7 protein-coding genes are annotated in these 16,008 nt (G+C 69.5%); 1 reads left to right on the top strand and 6 read right to left on the bottom strand.

The annotated features are described in order from the left end of the window. Positions 1-45: 45 nt before the first annotated feature. Entirely contained in the window at positions 46-435 is a 390-nt protein-coding gene (locus ACO2Q4_RS09730) for a DUF1801 domain-containing protein (protein ID WP_423318957.1), read from the bottom strand. 119 nt (positions 436-554) lie between these two features. On the opposite strand from ACO2Q4_RS09730, the gene ACO2Q4_RS09725 reads away from it, so the two are divergent. Further along, on the top strand, positions 555-1,433 hold the full coding sequence (locus tag ACO2Q4_RS09725; protein WP_423318956.1) for an alpha/beta hydrolase: 879 nt from the start codon (positions 555-557) through the stop codon (positions 1,431-1,433). A gap of 55 nt (positions 1,434-1,488) precedes the next feature. Here the strand turns inward: ACO2Q4_RS09725 and ACO2Q4_RS09720 are convergent, their stop codons facing one another. The 5 genes from ACO2Q4_RS09720 to ACO2Q4_RS09700 form a co-directional block, all read right to left on the bottom strand. Beyond that, the gene (locus ACO2Q4_RS09720; protein WP_423318954.1) at positions 1,489-2,217 is read right to left on the bottom strand and encodes a hypothetical protein; all 729 of its coding nucleotides are present in this window, start codon (positions 2,215-2,217) and stop codon (positions 1,489-1,491) included. Next, positions 2,214-6,611 carry an eCIS core domain-containing protein gene (locus tag ACO2Q4_RS09715; RefSeq protein ID WP_423318953.1) on the bottom strand — a complete coding sequence of 1,466 codons (4,398 nt, stop codon included), beginning with the start codon at positions 6,609-6,611 and terminating at the stop codon, positions 2,214-2,216. Before ACO2Q4_RS09715 ends, ACO2Q4_RS09720 begins: the two co-directional genes overlap by 4 nt. Positions 6,612-6,800: 189 nt before the next feature. Further along, positions 6,801-10,121: a hypothetical protein gene (locus ACO2Q4_RS09710; RefSeq protein ID WP_423318951.1), complete on the bottom strand. Its 3,321-nt coding sequence runs from the start codon at positions 10,119-10,121 to the stop codon at positions 6,801-6,803. Between the two features lie 65 nt (positions 10,122-10,186). Next, positions 10,187-13,474, bottom strand: a complete 3,288-nt coding sequence (locus ACO2Q4_RS09705) for a phage tail protein (RefSeq protein WP_423318949.1) — start codon at positions 13,472-13,474, stop codon at positions 10,187-10,189. Continuing rightward, on the bottom strand, positions 13,471-16,002 hold the full coding sequence (locus tag ACO2Q4_RS09700; RefSeq protein ID WP_423318947.1) for a hypothetical protein: 2,532 nt from the start codon (positions 16,000-16,002) through the stop codon (positions 13,471-13,473). The genes ACO2Q4_RS09705 and ACO2Q4_RS09700 overlap by 4 nt, the downstream gene beginning before the upstream one ends. Positions 16,003-16,008 lie beyond the last annotated feature (6 nt).

Here is a 16,008-nt window from a genome sequence, read left to right as displayed (position 1 = left end):
CGCGGGCCAGGGTCCGCGCCCCTTCCTTTTCCGCGGCGTCGGGGACTATCCCTTGCGCTTGCGGGACAGGTTCAATGCGATTGCCGCGTTGACCAGATCCCTGAACGCGGCTTCGTCTATCCGTGCGCCTTCGTGCAGGTCGATGGCGCGGCGCGTGTTCCCCTCAAGACTGGCATTGAAGAGCCGGGCCGGGTCGTCAAGCGACGCGCCCTTGGCAAAGGTCAGCTTCACGACGGCCTTGTAGGTTTCCCCGGTGCAGATGATGCCACCGCGCGACCACACTGGGACGCCGCGCCATTTCCATTCCTCGACGATCTCGGGGTCGCAGGACAGGATCAGCGCGCGCATGTGGGCCAGCGTCTCACCGCGCCAGTCGTCCAGTTCGCGGACGCGGCCATCGATCAGGGCCGAGGCATCCTGGGTGGTGTCAGTCATCTTTCCTCGCTTCCGCCCTTGCCGTTTCGGGCATTTGCCAAAATACAGTGCCGTGCCCAGAAGTAACCCGGCCTGTCCACGCGTCAAGGCAAAGCCGGTGGGGGCCGGAGGAGGGTAACATGCTGCGCAAGATCGTCGATTGGGATGAGGTCTACGAAAATACCGGGAACATTGCAGACGGAGAATCCTGGCCCGAACGCTGGGTCGAACCGTCCCGCAAATTCCGCGAAACGATGGCCGCTTCGGGGCAGGCACGTCTGGGCCTTGCCTATGGGGCGGGGCCGCGCAACCGGCTTGACCTGTTCTTGCCCGAAGGCGCGCCGCGCGGGCTGGTCGTCTTTGTTCACGGCGGGTTCTGGATGCATCTGGACCGCAGCTACTGGTCGCATCTTGCAGGCGGACCGCTGGCCCATGGCTATGCAATCGCGATGCCGGAATACGATCTTTGCCCTCAGGTGAGGATTTCAGAAATCACCGTGCAGGTGGCGGCGGCAATCACCCTGGCCGCGGGTCAGGTGGCGGGGCCGATCGCGCTGGCCGGCCACTCGGCGGGCGGGCACCTGGCCAGCCGGATGGTCTGCGCGGGCGCGCCGCTGACCCCGGACGTGCAATCGCGGATCGGAAAGGTGGTTTCGATCTCGGGTATCCATGATCTGCGCCCGCTGCGCCGGATCTGGCGGGCCGACACATTGCGGCTGGACGAGTCCGAGGTGCTGGCGGAAAGCCCGGCGCTTCTGGACCCGGCTCCCGGCACCCGCATCACCTGCTGGGTTGGTGCGGGCGAAACTTCTGAGTTCCGTCGCCAGTCCGCGCTGCTGGCCAACCTGTGGCTGGGACTTGGCGCCGCGACCGAGGCGGTGGAAGAGCCGGACCGCCACCACTTTACCGTCGTAGACGGACTGGCCGACCCGCATCACCCGCTGGTCCGCAGCCTGCTGGATCTTGATGCAGGTCCGGCCCTTGCGGCGGGCGGTCAGGGTCAGGCGGCACTGGCTTAAGGAAGCGGATCTCGGCCCCAATACTGCGGTTCCGGCACCGCGCCGGGGCCGCGGATCAGCCCGCGGGGACGATCTGCGCGGTCAGGCCGTTGCCGCGGCGTTCCCCCGGCTCCGCGGCGCCGGGGTCCAGTCGAGAGGCGGCGGTCAGCGCCTCGGTCAGCAGGGCAAGGTCGGCCTCGTTGACCGGGCGCTTGTCACCCGCGTGAAGCTGGAAGGGCTGGGGGATGCCCGAAAGGCCAAAGGCGCGTCCGAAGGCACTTTCCACGGCCGGGTGCCCGCGGCCCAGCACAGCCGCCAACCCGTCCAGCGCCGACAGGTCCTCGGCATCGGGACGGCTGGTGTCGTCAAGAATGACCAGTCCCGGCCCCTCGACAATCATCGCAAAGCGCGCGCCACGTCCGGGGATGTCCAGTGCCAGCAGCCGTTCATCCTGCGGCCAGCCGCGTGCGACGCGGTCGCAAAGTGCGGCGAATGCCTGGCAGAAACGACCGACCAGCATCGCATCCTCGATCCGGGCCATGGTGTCGGGATTTTCGATATCCAGCGCGATGACCGCGAAATCCGACCGGGCGGGTTCGCCCCAGGGTGCGGGATCCAGCCCATTCCCTGCCAGCTGCGGTTCGCAATGGATGCTGCGCCCCTGCGCGATGTCCTGCAATTCGGGCATCGCCTCGGCCAGGGTCGGGGCAACCACCACGGGACGGTCCGGGTCGCCCGGAAACAGGAACCACGCCGTGGTTTCCGGCTGGCCCATCGGCCCGATGGCGGCAAGGAAAAGGCTCATGGCTGGATCACCTGCGATTTGCTGATCATGTCGAAAAGGCGCTCGATCTCGCGCTGCAGACCGGCTGTGTCACTGAACTCCATGTTGCGCACCGCCAGATAGACCATCTCGATCTCGCGCATCATATAGGCTTGGCCAAGCTGGCCCGGAACGGTGTTCAGGTTCAGCGATCCGCCCGTGGCCACCGTGTCGGCATTGCGGCCTGCTTCGGCCGCCTTAAGCATCGAGGGCGGGAAGATATTGCCGCCGGGCTGCCAGCCCGTGCTGCCCAGCTCGGGGTTGAGCTTCTCGGCCGGGAACAGATTGGCCGCGACCGAGGGACTTGCCTTGTTCCCGAACAGCGTCGCGGGCGCGACTCCCTGCTGCATCAGGTGCAGCGCCAAGGGCGAGGTGGCCGAGGCATTGCTGGATTGCAGCACCTCGCGCCCGAACAGCAGCGCGAAAAGCGGGGCCTGCGCGCCCGGACCGCCGGGCTTGGCCGCCGCCATAAGCGCCTCGGCCGCTTGCGGGCCGCTCATGCCCGCCTTGGTCAGAGCCTCACCGATCTCGGGATAGCGGCCGATATCGTCGATGAAGATATTGCGGCGCGCGGCGTCGCTGCCCAAAAGGCCTGGCTGCTGATGCGCGCCGACCGCCGTGCCGCCAACCTGGATCGGGATCGGGGCCTTGCCCTGGAGGCGGCCGGGCTTGCCCGGCACGACCGGGCGCATGTCGAGGTTCGCGCCCAGATCCTCGGGCTGGCCGCCAGCCGGGACGGAATGGGGCGGTCCCCCTGCGCCGACCCGACCCTTGGACTGCTGGAAGCGTCTCTTGCCGATGTCATGGACCATGCGGCGCACCGCTTCGGGATTGTCGCGCAGGACCTGACGGACGGTCACGTCATCGCTGTTCCCGGCCACGACGCGGCTGTCCTCAAGCGACAGCTTGCGCAGGCGGTGACGCAGGCGCCACAGGCCCAGCTGGACACCCAGCCGCAGGCGCGAGACCCCTTTGGACAGCAGGCTGCCCAGCGGCGGGCCGATGGCCCGCACGGCCTCGTCCCGGCGTTCGCGGCGGCGGCGGGCCTCGTCCTCTTCGCGTTTGCGGCGGCGCTCGGCATCGGTCTCGCGCTTCTTGCGGGGGTCTTCGCTGCGTTCGCGGTCGCGCTTGCGCCGGTCGGATTCGTGGCGGTCCCGGTCCGCCTGCGCCCGAGCGCGGCGGCGGTCATTGGCATTCCCGCCCCGGTCGTCGCCATCGTCCCTGCGCCGCCGGCGCTTGTCGCCGCCACGCCGCCTTTCGCTGCGCTGCCGCCGCCGTGACATGAAGGCGCGGAAACGCTGCTGGATGCGCGCGATGATCCCCTTGAAGGGCCGCGCGATGGCCCCGATGATCCGCCCGATCAGCGCATCTATGCCCAGGAAGGTCAGCACCATGTCGACCGCCGCGACGATGCCATGCGCCAGTGCGCGCGCGAAAGCCGCCGCGCCATTGCCGGGCGCGGCAACCTGCATGACGAATTCGAAGAAGGCCGAGGCGGCCGAGAACAGCGACTGCACCAGCGCCCAGGCCGCCTTGATCGCATCGATCACCGCCATGATCGCCCCCGCGCCGGGGATCAGCTTCAGCGCCAGTTGGGTGGCCATCCACGTCATGGCCGCGACGCCGATCGCGGGCAGCATCAGGGGCAGGTTTTCGGTGATCAGGCCGATCATGCTGCTTGCCAGCGTGGTCAGCATCTCGACCCAGTTCGGAGGCAGGTTCATCAGCAGCTGCAGGCCGGGAACCTTGTTGAAGAACCATTCCTTGAACGCTTCCTTCAGGGAATCCCACAGATTGTTCCTGACGCCCTCCTTTGCCTGACTTCCTGCGGCGGACAGGAAGGCCCCGATCCCCATGCGGGTGACTCGGGCCAGCAGCCGCATGAACTTGCCCAGAAGTTCGGCCAAGGCCTTGATCGCGGCGGCGATGCGGTCGACAAGCCCCGCATTCTCGGCCTGGATTTCGGCCAGCTTCGCATCCATTTCGCGGATCGCGCGGTCGCGTTCGCGATCAAGGGCGGCCAGCGCGCTGCGACGCGTGGTTTCGATCCGTTGCTCCATCGCGGCGAACTGGTTGCGGGCGCGTTCCAGTGCCGCCTGTGCGTCGGTGTCAAGCTTGCCGTGATTGTCCGAAACAAGCTGGTCAATGCTGGCCTTGGCCTCGGCCAATGTGGTCTTGCAGCCGTCGATCGTCTTCTGGATGCCATCCTTTATCTCGACCAGAAGCGCATCGATATCGGCGATATAGGCGCTGCGGTTGCGGTCGTAGAGCGCCTTGACCTCGGACAGGCTGTTGATCGACAGGACCCAGTCGCGACCGCGATAGTAAAGGCCGCGCAGCCCGCGATAGCGGCGGCTCTTGAAGGCGTCCAACTCGGCCCGGACGCCTGCGGCAAAGGCCTCAAGCCGCTGACCCTGCCTTTCGCGGAAGGATTGCACCGCGTCATTCTGAAGCGAGGCGAGCTTGTCGTTCACCTGGCCTTCCGCCGTGGCATAGATGCCGCTGATCTGCTCGGCCAACGTGCGCTGGCCGGTTTCCTCACCGCCTCGCGTGCCGGTCTGTTCGGCGCTGACTGCGCCTTGTGAGGCATGGCGCTGGCCCGTCATCGTGCCGACGGATTCGCTCTCAGTCGCAGTCAGACCGCCCTGCGCCTCGGCGGTGGCGCCGCTTTCGGTCATCCGCGCCTCGGTCGAGGCCCCGTCTACGTTTTCGTTCAGCTCTTTCTTGTCCTCGCCGATGGCGTGCAGGGGGCCTTCGTCGGCGCGAGTCAGGGTCGCGTCGTCAACGTCATGTTCAGACAGGGCCTGATCGGCATCCTCCTTGAACTCGGACGCGTCGAGCGATTCCTCGGGCACTGGCGGGGGCGCGGCGGCGGCAAGGGCCGGGTCGGCACTGCCCGGTGCGCCCATCGGCTCGGGCTGGGGCACCGCGGCTGGTGGCTCGGCGCCCATCGGGGGTGCGCCCACCTGCGACATCGAATCCCGCACCGGAGCGGCCTGCTGGCCCGCATCGGCGGCGATGCTTTGGGCCAGCTGGTCGCGGGTTCCCGCACCGCCGGGACCGGCGAAATTGTCCAGCTCCTCGATGGTAGTCGGCGCGACCGAGGCCAGCGCCGATTGCGCGCGCTGCGCGGCCCCTGCGGCATCCGGAGAGGTGATCGTCGCCTCGGCCAGTGTTCCCGCCTGCTGGCGCTGGCCGTCGGCTTCGGCAGCGGTCGGGGCAGGCTCGGCAGCCGCGCGGGCTGCCCCGATGCGCGATCCCGCGCCCTCGTTCACGCGCAGGGACTGGGCGCGGGTCGTCAGGCGCTGGCGGGCTTCGTCCGCCGCCGGTTCGCCACGGTCGCCCAAGTTCTGGCCGAAGCGCTTGCGGCGACCGCCGCCACCGCCGCGTGCGACAGGCCCGCCGCCGCCCCCGGCCATGGCTGCGGCACCTTCGCCCTTGGCGGCTTCACCCTCGCCTTTCTTGCCGCGGCCCTTGCCGTCGCGCTTCTTCTTTTTCTTGGCGTCCGGAGCAGCCTCGCCCGCGCCTGCCGTGGCGCCCGCCACCGCGACCGAGGGGTCAGGCGCGGCTTCGGCGGCGTTTTCGCCGCGCGCGGTCTGGGCGTCATCGGGTGCCTTTGCGGTCGCGGACGCGGTCGCCGGGGTGGCGGCATCCCCCTTGGCCTTCGTCTTGTCCTTGCCGGGACGCTGAAGGCCGGTGACCTGTCCACCCGCTGCCGAGACCTGTGCAGTCATGGCCGGGGTCAGGACGCTGCCCGCACCGGGCGCGACGGCACCGGGGCGGGACGGGGCAAGCGTCATGGCCGGCGACAGCGACAGGGACGCGGTGCCGGGCAAGGCGCGACGCATGATCTGGCCGCGCAGGGACTGGCCCGCCGCACCGACCTGCGCGCGCCCGCCCGACAGCACCGTTGCCGCAGCCCGGTCCGCCGAAACCTCGGCCGCCTCTCCGGGGTTCGAAACCTGCGATCGTGCCTGCACAGCGCCGCCGCCGCCGGAATGGCGCTGCTGGATCACATGGGCCAGCTCATGCGCGATCAGCCCGTCGCCCGACGCCGATCCGGGTCGGTAGCGGCCGGGGGCAAAGGCAATGTGGTTGCCGCTGGTCAGCGCCTCGGCGCGCAGGGTGCCGGTCGCCTGCATGGCCTCGGCCCCCGTATGGACACGAACATCGGCCAGCGAGGTGCCATACCCCGCCTCCATCCGGCTGCGCAGTCCCATGGGCAGGGGCGCGCCGCCGGTCAGCCCGCGTTGCAGGCCGGTCAGCACGGGCGTGGCCGTTTCAGGAAGTTGGGCCGGTCCCGCCTGCATCCGGCTGCCGCCCGAGGATTCGGCGCTGGTTGCCTTTTGCATCTGGGCGGATTGGGCCGATTTCATCTGCCGGCTCCGTCTCGCGCGGATGGCCGGGGCGCTGAACGCGAGAGAGGTCCGGGCCGGAGCCAGAACCTCTCCCAGGGACTTGAACCCTTCGGCGGACGCCGACCACATGACACGAACACGATCACTCGGGTCCGGGTCTGATTCAGTGTAACATTTCGGGCCGCGCGCTCCAAAGCAAATCTCCGGTCAGGGCAGGGTCGTGGGTTCGCTGGGCTGGCCCATCCCAGAATAGGCGTTGTCGGCAAATGCGCGCACGAAACGGTCTGGGCGGCCCCATGACGGTTCCAGCCCGCCAAGACGGTTCCAGCGGATGCCATAGGCCATTCCGTGGCTGAAATTGCCCCGCACCTCCAGCAATGGCCCGTACCAGCCCCACAGCCGGATTCCTTCGGAATCAAGGCCGATCGGGGCCTCGTTATCGGCCAGCGGGCGATACAGCCGGTCGACGATGCGGTTCCCGTTGATCCGGGCCGACAGGGCATGGCCGACGCGAATGCCGCCGCGCTGGCGCGATTGCCATGGCATCAGCAACGAGATCTGGTTGTCCATAATCTCGACATCGCGGACAAAGACGAAGTTGCTGCGGTCCAGGAACGACGATGCGGCGACACGGATCCCTTGCGCAAAGCCCGCAACGCGGTTGCCCTGGATGCGCGCGCTTTGACCGGGTTCGGTGCTTGCGTAAAGCGCTGCGACCGGCTCGGCCCGCGACAGGGCGCGCTTGGGACCGCGGCTCATGGCGACGACGATTCCGGCGCGGCCGTGGCGCTGCGGGTTGCTGGCCACCAGTCCGCTGCGCAGGTTGTTGAAATTGCCATTCAGGTCCGCGGGGATCGTGGCGGATCCGCCGATCCCGAACATGCGCAGGGCAAGGTTCTGCCGGAAGAAGCGCAGGAAATCGTCCATCGTCTCGGGCGGCTCGTTCTGGCCTCCGGGCGGGGGGTTCACCTCGGCCAGATGTTCCCACAGGTGGCTGTCCAGCGATGAATGGGTTTCAAAGGACAGCGTCCGGTTGCCCCACATCCCGTTCGCCATCGCGACGCCGAGCCGCGCAAAGGTTGGCCGGTCCAGCGAAATCCCGATGACCGGGCCACCGACGAAGTCGAAGCCGCCGTCGCCTTCATGCAGCATGATCCGGTCCAGCAGGACGGCGCCGGTCGCGACCAGCATTTCGCCGCCCTGTCCCAGCTCGTTCAGGAAGGTGATCGCCTCGGGGCGGACTTCGATGCTGTTGCCCGAGATGTCGGCATGGCCCGGATCGCTGGCAGTGACGCCGCTGTCATACATCCCAAGGCTCAGCGCGCAGCCCCGCATCGAGAAACTGCGCGTCGGACGCGCCGCGGCCGAGACCTGGCGGATCGCCGAGGCACCCGGCTCTGCCGGACCGGCAGCCCGCAGGCGGATCGTCTCCAGCCGAACCTCTCCGCAATCCACGAAGTCCAGAACCGCGCCCGATCCCCCGGTCAGCGCCTCAAGCGCGAAGTCGCGCAGATCGACCGAGCGGCAGCGTTCGAACCGGATCAGGCGGCGCAGGTTGCCGCGCAACAGGGTGCCGGGACCGATGCCCCCGACGATCAGGTCGCCCTTGTCCGCGATGATAAGGGTCTCGGTCAGGTCGCGCGTGCCCGCGTTCAGGCAGATGCGCGCGCTGCCGCCGGCCGGGATCGTGTCGATCACCGCCTGCACCGAGGCCCCCGGAGGCACCGCGATTTCCCCACAGCCATCCGATAGCCGCAGGAAAAGCTCGTCCAGTGCCTCTTGCACGGTGTCCGAGACGGTGCCCACGCGTTCGCCGTCATAGCGGGTCAGGTCGGCTTCCTGGGCGCAAAGCTTGCGATACCGTCGATCCAGCCAGGCGCGCAGGATCATCGGATTTCCCGCCGCCGCGCGCTCAAGCAGGGCCAGCGGCGCGAATTGCCGTTCGGGACCATGCGCGGTGGTGACAGCGGGGCCGTTGGCCTGCGGGGCCAGTACGCGGGCCTCGGCCTGCCACCAGTCGCCCTGTTCGAACTCACCGGTGATCTGCGCGGTCAGGCCGTGTTCAAGGACCAGCTCGGCATTGCCGGTGCCTGGGCGTTCCAGCAAGCCCGACCACAGCCGCAGCTTCAGCCCCGCGCCACCGAAGGGTGCAGGGCTGAAGGGGGCGGTGGGGTTCTCGGTCAACGGGTCCAGCAGCAGGAACTCGCGCAGCGAGCCGCCGACGACATCCCCGCCATCCAGCCGGAACAGTCGCCCCTGAGTCCGGCGCGCCCGCCTGAACCCGGCAGCGGCAAGGGTTGCCGGGGCACTGTCGCCCTGCTCGGTCGCGTCGGACAGCAATTCGACCAGATCGCCCGCGCGCAGGGGGGATGCCGCATCGACCCGCAGGTGGGTGACAAGTGAGCCGGGGGGCTGGTCCGGCATCAGGGAACAGGACCAAAGGCCCGCCGCATTGTCCCGTGACCACTTGAAGCGGGTGACCGCACCCGCTCCGGTCGTCACCTCATGGACGACAAGGCGGTAAAGCCGGTTCTCGGTCCCGCTATAGCCGCCCGGAACGGGCAGGTCGCAGGGGTCGGCGGCATCGGCCCCGGCGGCGGTGCCAAAGGTCACGCGCCCCGTTGGCTGGATCACCTGCGCAAAGGCAGCGGCGATGGCGACGGGATCGGTCAGGCCGGTGACGGCCGCCAGCTTGACTTGCGCCTGCACCTCGGTCCGACCGGTCGTCTCGCGTCCGGTTCCAAGGGCCTGTTCGCGCAGGCCCGGATCCTCGATGGCGGTCACGACGCGTTCGGACAGCTCCAGATAGGCAACTGTCAACGCCCCCGCGGTGCTGGCCGATGCGGCCTGCATCGCCTCGGCCGCCGGGCCGGTCAGGGCGGGCCAGGTCGCTTCGGTTGCGGGGGCGATCAGACCACCGACCTGATAGCTGCCGGCGGCCCAGTTGAAGAGCGCGGGCACCGCGGCGGGGGCAAGCGTCTCGACCAAGGCCAGCCAATAGGGCTGCGCAGTGGGCAGCAGGATGATCTCGCTTCCGGTCAGGGTGACAGCGAAGGGGGCATAGTCGCCGCCGGCGGGAATGTTGACCGGACTGCCCGCGATGCTGGCCGTCACCGCCTGATCCGCGCGCAACCAGACACGGCAAGGCGTCGCTGCCGACAGGGGCAGGCGCAGCGGCACCGTCACCTGTCCCGCGCCGCCATTGATGCGCAGCCCCGGCAGGCGATCCAGATACTTGCGCGAGAAGTCGCGCGTCGCATGCGCACCCCCGGTGACCCGGGCGCGCTGTCCCAGAACGGGATCGAAGCAAGCCAGCAGGCGGCCCGGCGTCACCAGGAACCCGGCATCTCCCGAACCGCTGTCGCAGGCCAGGTGGGTGATCCCCTGACGGTCCAGACGGTCGGACAGGTCCATCAGCGCATGCAGGTCGCTGTCCAGCACCGGCGCGCCCTGTCGCGCCAGCACGCGCCGATAGCTGCGGCCGCGCTTGGCATCGGGCCTGTGCCCGCGCGAGAAATCCCCTTCCATCGACCGAACTCCCCTTTCTGACATTGCGCCCCGGCCGGACGGCCGGAACGCGTACTTGTTCCCCGTCAGGGTCTTGTGACGATCCCGCTGCGCAGCCCCGCGGGCGTGTGCTCGGACAGCCTGCGGGCAAGCCCGCCGTAAAGCTCGCCCAGCCGGGCAGCGCCAAAGGCGCCCATCTCGCCGCCATCCGATGCACCGGCAAGGATGCGGGGATCGCCTTGTGGCTCCAAACGCAGCCAGGCCGGGTCGCGGCGATCGCGGCTTTCGAAGGGCACCCGGATCGGCCGCCCGGTCACGGGATCGGTCTCCAGCACGCGGTGGCGGCGCGGCGTCAGGCTGCCCGGCCCGACCAGCGAATAGCGCAGGCAGCCCCGGAAGCGTTCATGGGCATCAAGCCGTCCGGTCACGATGCAATCCGACAGCTCGACCTCGCCCACTTCGACCCGCCCCGCAAAGGTGGCGCGTTCGGCATCCAGCCGCGCGGCTGGGGCCGACAAGGCGAAACTGGTATCGTTCCCGGCGGCAAGAATGCTGTCGAGCACCGCGATTTCGCCCGCATCCTCGACCGAGACGGGGCCAAGGGCGCAGCGCCGGATCGACACGCGCTCGGCACCGGTCGCTTCGAACAGGCGCAGGCGCAGGCGGGTCTCGGCCCCATAAACGGACAGGAATGTCAGCGAGACCTGCTGCGCTGACGGCAGGTCAAGATCCAGCGCCCCGGAATCGATCGCAAAGCCCGACAGGACCAGCGCGCCATACCCGCCCGCGCCGGGGGTCGAGGACGCGATCTGCAACACCGGACGCTGGAATGGCGCGGCCCTGAGTTCGAGCTGTCGCGTTCCGGCGGGCCAGATCAGCGCCTCGGCGCGGTAAAGCCCGGAATCGACGATCTCGATCACCTCGTCGGGCAGGCCGGAGCCTGCGGCCGCCGCCAGCGCCGCCGCCACGCTGCGATGCAAAGGCAACCCGACCAGACCGGGCAGCGCATCCCGCCCCAGATGCCCAAGCGCCGAAACCAGCCGCGTCGGTGCCGGGCGCAGCCCGAGGTGACGGCGATGGTCGATGGGCAAAGCGCCGATGGGCATCGTCGCCCCTTCTTCCAGGTCGACCGTTACCGGGTCGGGAACCGGAATCCCGGTTGCCTTGGGATGGGGCACGATCTCGTCGGCCAGGTTCAGCGCGAACAGGCCAAAGCGGGGATCGATGTCCAATCGCGCGGGCTGCGTCGGTTCAAGCACATCCGCTGCGGTCTCGTTCCGCCAGGGACAAAGCCTGCGCCAGCCAGCCTCGCGACGTCGCATGGGACGAGCGGCCAGCAGGGGCGCGGCGGGGCCAAGGCTTTTGCGGGCCAGCGTCGTCGTACCGGCGATCCAGCTTGAACCGTCGCTGCCTGCCTGCACGGCGACGCTGTGGCGGACCAGCGGGGCCGGCCCCCGCGGCCAGAAGGCACTGCCATCCGGCGCGGCCTCGGCGGTTTCCGAAGCCACCATCTCGGGCAGATTGATCAGCACCGAGCTTGAATCGTAGGCGGTGAAGGCCAGTTCGCAAGGCGTCATGATCGCCCCCGCCACCCCGCATTCGTAACGCAGCGCCAGCGCCAGGTCCGACGGGTTGGCCGAGACCGTCTCGGCCAATTCCGCGAAGCGCGCCCGCAGGGACGCGGCGGCGATCGGCGCGCCATTCGCGCCAAGGGCGGCCCATGTCGCGGCGCGCGGATCGGGCCCCTGCCAGGTCAGGCGCAACATCGGCATGAATCGGCGCTGCCCGGCAAAGAAGGACAGTGCCAGAACCAGCGCGGAACGTGCGCCGCTGCTGATCACGCCTGACGCATTGGCGCGCAGGATCTCGCCCCCATGCAGGATCGCGGGCGCGGCGGCGGGCGCGGCCAGCGCGGGGGCAAAGGGTGTGCGCAGGGCGGTTTCGGGCGCTTCGGGCCAGACCGGGCCGACCGGGGCCGAGACGAGCGCGCGGGCAGGCACCGCGCCCCCCTCCAGCGGGCGCAGCGGGGGGACGGCCCCCGGCGCCTCGGCTTCGTGCAGCGATCCGTCAGCGGCGATCCACAGGTGGCGGGCGCCGTGGATCCGCTGTTCAGGGATGCGCAGGTACAGCGCGCCGCGCAAATAGCCCGCCTGCGCCAGCGCCGGATCGGTCGCGCGCCGCCTGCCGTTCGCCGTCGTGCCGCTGATGGCGATCACGGTCTCGCCCAGCATCCGGCTTGCCGCCCCCGCCTCGGGCGTCAGGCGCAGCAGCATGACGTGATCGACCGGCACGTTCCCGGCGCCCGTCGCCGCGCCCGAAGCTCCTGCGGGGCCGACACTGACGCGTCCCCGCAGGACGGATTGTGACAGGTCGGGAAGCCCGCCCGCCTGCGGGGCAGACACCAGCGCGATCTCGACCGGGCCGGAATAGCGGCGAGTCTGCGCGTCGATCAGCGCCACGGTGGCCGGTCCCCGACCCAGCGCATTGTCGGCGCGCACCCTGACCGGATTGCGAGGGACCGGCGCGGCCGGACGGGTCGCGGCGGCCGGCACACCGGTCAGGCGGACCTGGAAGCGCCCTTCGGCCCCGAACCAGTTGCCGGGGGCTTCGGCAAACAGCCCCTCGGGGACGCGGTCGCTGCCGGGGCGGTCGGCGAAACCGGTCGCCCGGACCCGCAATGGGCGCCAGTCATTGGCCGCGTCGAAGGCAAAGCGGCGGTCCCCGACGCTCGCCGGCAACTCGTGGCAAGCGGCGCGGCGCAAGGGCTGGAACTGGGTGGGAAAGGCCCAATGCACCAGATGCAGCGGATGGACATGGCCTGTGTCCGCAGTAATGGGACGGGGATCGAAAAGCCGCATCAGGCTGGCCAGCGGCCCGGCGGCAAGATCGGCCACGGAGGCGGGGCGCAGGTCCGCGATCACCCGCTCGGCGCGCAGGATGTTCAGATCCTGCACCATCTGCACGGCCTTCCAGCCTTCTTTCAGGGCCACTTGCCGGTCGAACAGCACGCGGCCCATTTCTTCAAGCATGGCGGGCGTGCCCTTGCGCCTGCGCCATCCGATCGCGGCGGCCAGGTCGCGCCGGTTGGCTTCGGCATCGTGAAAGACCAGTTCCAGCCCGATCGAGGCTGCAAGCGAAGGCAGGGCGGCTTCGCCCGCGGTTTCGATGAACAGGTCTCCGTAAAGCTCCTCGACGGATTGGCGCAGGGCGGCAAGAGGCGCGGCAAGGGCTTCAAGCAGGCCGTAAAGCTCTTGCGGCTCGGGTGGCACCGCGACGGCAGCCGCGCGGTCACGGCGCTTGTGGAATTCGGGGATCAGCGCGTAAAGCAGCTCGCGCGTGCGGTCCAGATGATCGCGATCGTAGGGATAGCTCATGGCGCGCCTCCGGGCATCACGCGGTCCAGCAGGTCCGGCTCGACCATCTGGATTTCCAGCGCCGAGGGGGCCAGGCGCAGCCACTGGCGCGTGCTGGCATGAACGATGTCGGCGACGGCGTGGCTGGAGATCCCGGCCGTCAGCCCATAACGGCTGGCATGGACCGCCGCGACGCCGGGCAAAGCCAGAAGCCGGGCATAGATCCCCGACAGCGATTGCGGCGCCGACAGATCGCGCCCGGCAAAGGTGAACAGCCCCGCGTCCTCCGGTCCGCCCAGCAAGGTTTCCTCGACCGCGCGGCGAACCGCCTCGGCAAGCCAGGCGCGATCGCGTTCGACCCGCAGGCCAAGGCTGACATCCACCGCCTGCGGCGCCAGCACCTGAAGCGCCATGCCGGTATCGCGGCGCGCATCCATGAACGCCAGAAAAGCGCCCGGATCGGCGGGGCCCGCACCTGCCGCGTCGGCGGCGACCAACTCGATCCCCGTGCCGTCCCGCCATCTGGCCGAGGCGCGGACAATCCCGGGGAAAAGCAGCGCGAGATCGGCGTGATCCTCGACCGAAACGGCGCGGTCGAAGACGCGGACGGGCCGCACCGCCTGGCGCGCGATATCCTCGGGGCCGGCGGCATCGGTTCCGCCCGCGATTGCCAGCGGGTTGGTGACGCTGTCCAGCAGCGGCGATGCGCGGCGGATCCGGTTCAGCCGTCCCGGCCCGGCATTGCCCGCATCCCCCAGACCCTGCCGATAGGTCGCGGTGATGTTGCGCCGCCCGGATGGCGGGATCGCACCGCGACCCTCGCCACCGAAACGGACCGTCACCGCGCCCTTGGCATCGGTCTCGACGCTGTGGATCCGGGCCTCGGCCGCTTGCGCGTGGAAATCCGGGGCAAGATCCCACAGTACGCCATCGACGCGGGTTTCCAGCGCGATCTGGCTGCCTTCGGCACCGGCCAGGCGGGTCACGGGCGACTTCTTGAGAGCAAAACCCTGATGCGGAGTGACCCCGTCCGAACCGCCCAGGATTTCGGTCACGGTTTCGCCGTCGCTGACGCGGATGACGTTGCCCAGCAGCTCGACATCGCCGACCGCCCAGCCCGATGGGAAACCACCCGGCATTTCCAGGCGCAGGGTCCAGGCCTGCTGGCCCGCGGGCGGCGGTTTCAGCGCGGCGATCACGGCCTCGCGCGCTTCTCCGGTCGACAGGCGGCGCAGGATGGCGGGGCGGCCCGGACGCATGGCCGAAAGATCCGCCATGACGGCGAATTCTGGCTGCAACGCCGCCGGGTTCGGGATCGTGGGCCAAAGCTCCAGCGCGTCGGCCCATCCCGCCAGCACGGTCGCGTCCAGCGGATAGCTGGTCCAACTGCGCGGGGTGATCGCGCCCGGCAGGATGTTCAGCGCAAGCGTTGCCACCCGCGCGGACAACCGCGTCTCGACCAGTTTCTTGACGGTGGTGACGGTGACGACGGGGCGCCCGTCCACCGTTGCGGTGCTGACCTGAGGTTGCTCGACGATCTCGCCCCGGACAAAGGACACCATGTCCTCGTCATTGCGGTCGACCCAATAGACGGCAGCGCCCGAGGGCGAGACGACGGCCGCCAGTTGCGAGGCAATCGATCCTGCCAGCGGTTCGGCCAGCAACAGCCGCGACGCGGCCGAGGCCGGGCTTTCGTACCCATGTGCAACTGTCCCGGCCGCGGCGGTGGTCGCGGGCGCCGCATAGGTCGAAGGCGAGGCCAGCGCCGCGGCTGGCCAAAGTCCCGGCGGGGCATTCCAGCCGAAGACCCGGCTTTGATGTCGCGGGCGGCACAGCAGCCGAAAGCCGCCCGCCCAATCGGCGGCTGTCGCGGTATCGGCATAGGGACTGCCCCCGACATGACGCAGCGCGAGGCGGGGCGGGGATGCGTCGGGCAAGGGATCGACGACCCGAAAGACCCCGGTGCGGCGAACATTGGCCAGCACCACGACATCGTCGCGGGCAAGCCCGTGACGCTTGTTCAGCCGGATCTCGATATAGCCGCGATCGGCTTGCATCGGGTGCAGGATCTCGGCGGCAGCGGGTCGGATCGCGTTCCAGCCCGCATCAAGCTGCGCCTCGGCCAGCGTCTCCAGCGTCCGGGCCTTGATCTCGCCCAAGGGAGAGGTCTGAAGCGCGAAGCCCTTGGGCAGGCTGCCCGACAAACCGGGCTTGACCGTAAAGGCCGCAAGCCCGGTCGCCGCCGCGCCGGGATCGGGGGTATAGGCCAGCCGCCTTGCATGCCGCGACAGGTTCTCGGGCAACAGGGCCGAGCCGAGATTGGCCTCTCGCGCATACAGGCCCTGATGTTCGCCAAGAACATGCGCAAGCAGCGCGGGCAGTTCGATCAAGGTGCGGGCAAGGCCACGACCCTTGGCCGGGATCTCGATCCCGTGGCCATCGCGGGCCACGGCCTCGGCCAGTTGGACGAGCGCGGCGAAGTCGGGACCGAAATAGCTGTCATCGCCGCGGGGCGAGGGGGCGGGACGGTGGATCGGCGGTCGGGACATCGGATC

Source organism: Paracoccus sp. KR1-242, from assembly GCF_049446195.1.
Taxonomy (GTDB): Bacteria; Pseudomonadota; Alphaproteobacteria; order Rhodobacterales; family Rhodobacteraceae; genus Paracoccus; species Paracoccus broussonetiae.
This window is presented reverse-complemented; position numbering and strand designations above follow the sequence as displayed.

Bases quoted from the DNA above. Each gene is read 5' to 3' on its own strand.
- ACO2Q4_RS09710 (WP_423318951.1), bottom strand. From the start codon at position 10,121: ATGGAAGGGGATTTCTCGCGCGGGCACAGGCCCGATGCCAAGCGCGGC.
- ACO2Q4_RS09700 (WP_423318947.1), bottom strand. From the start codon at position 16,002: ATGTCCCGACCGCCGATCCACCGTCCCGCCCCCTCGCCCCGCGGCGAT.
- ACO2Q4_RS09715 (WP_423318953.1), bottom strand. From the start codon at position 6,611: ATGAAATCGGCCCAATCCGCCCAGATGCAAAAGGCAACCAGCGCCGAA.
- ACO2Q4_RS09730 (WP_423318957.1), bottom strand. From the start codon at position 435: ATGACTGACACCACCCAGGATGCCTCGGCCCTGATCGATGGCCGCGTC.
- ACO2Q4_RS09705 (WP_423318949.1), bottom strand. From the start codon at position 13,474: ATGAGCTATCCCTACGATCGCGATCATCTGGACCGCACGCGCGAGCTG.
- ACO2Q4_RS09720 (WP_423318954.1), bottom strand. From the start codon at position 2,217: ATGAGCCTTTTCCTTGCCGCCATCGGGCCGATGGGCCAGCCGGAAACC.
- ACO2Q4_RS09725 (WP_423318956.1), top strand. From the start codon at position 555: ATGCTGCGCAAGATCGTCGATTGGGATGAGGTCTACGAAAATACCGGG.